Origin of the sequence: Bartonella sp. AU16XJBT (genome assembly GCF_028618665.1) — a bacterium.
GTDB lineage: Bacteria > Pseudomonadota > Alphaproteobacteria > Rhizobiales > Rhizobiaceae > Bartonella.
On sequence record NZ_JAQITF010000074.1, the window covers coordinates 1 to 1,122 of the forward strand.

Sequence of the window (1,122 nt, forward strand, 5' to 3'; positions counted from 1 at the left end):
GTGCCTCGCGTTTATTTGGCGCCAAACACTTCACTCACGCAAGATATTTATGGGGCAAAAACGCAGCAAGCAAGTCTCGCCAGTGCACACTTAAAAGGCAATGGCATCACTCTGAACGCGAACCGTTTTAGCAATAGCGGTGCTATCTTGAGTGATGATGCATTGCATGTTTCGACCACGCAAACTTTGTTTAATGATGGTGGTTTTTTGCTTGGCGGCGGTGCTGTCGATCTCAACAGTGGTGATCTTTTAGCCAATTCGTCAGGGGTTATCTTGGGGAATATCATCACCCTCAATGCGAAGACCATCATTGATGGTACTGCCAAGATCCGTGACACGAATGAATTTGGTTTTGTTGATCGAGAGGGGCAGCAGTCTCAAATCATCTCTGTTCAGGATTTGAATATTCTCTCCCTTGGCGATTTAAGCATGAGTGGTGGGCAATGGAGCAGTGGCGGTTCGACGACGGTGACTGTCGGTGGTTCTGCGACCATTGGTTCATTGGTACTAGAGAGTGAGAATAAGCAAAGCTTGGAAAAAGGGCATTATGATGCTCAAAGTTCTCATCACCATTTGGCAGAAGTTAACAGTGATGAAGATCTGACCATTGTTACAGGGGGTGATCTTAACCTGGGAGGAAAATTTAAAGCCAAGGGCAATGGGAATTTCACCAGTGGTGAGGCTCTCAACGTGGTTTCAGAGCAAAATTTTAGCAGTTTTGATTTGGATCTGAGGGGCAAAGAAGGCGACAAATCCAAGCAAAAGAATAAGTTTCGTCAACAATCAACCGAAGTTACCACAACCAAAACCACGATAGAAACGGGTGGCAACCTTTCCATGCATGCCAAGGATGGGGATCTCACACTTAAAGCCATAGGGGCAAAAAGTGAGGGCAAGATACATCTTACGGCAGATAAGGGGAAGATTAAGTTTCTGAGCAACAAGGATCAGGATTTTAAGGATGTTTATCAGCGCAATGAAAGCCTTGTGTGGTGGAGTGAGGGCGACAAAGGCTATCTGAAGGAAAGTATCGACTATGTAACCATGGAAGCTGGTGGGGGCATGAAATTTGATGCAGGTGATGGCTTTGTTGTTGAATATGAGACAACGGGTGATTTTGAC

1 protein-coding gene is annotated in these 1,122 nt (G+C 45.5%); it reads left to right on the plus strand.

Annotated features, from left to right (window positions below):
* Positions 1 to 1,122 (plus strand): hemagglutinin repeat-containing protein (locus PVV66_RS09625; protein WP_273719616.1); only part of this gene is annotated, 1,122 nt, incomplete at both ends.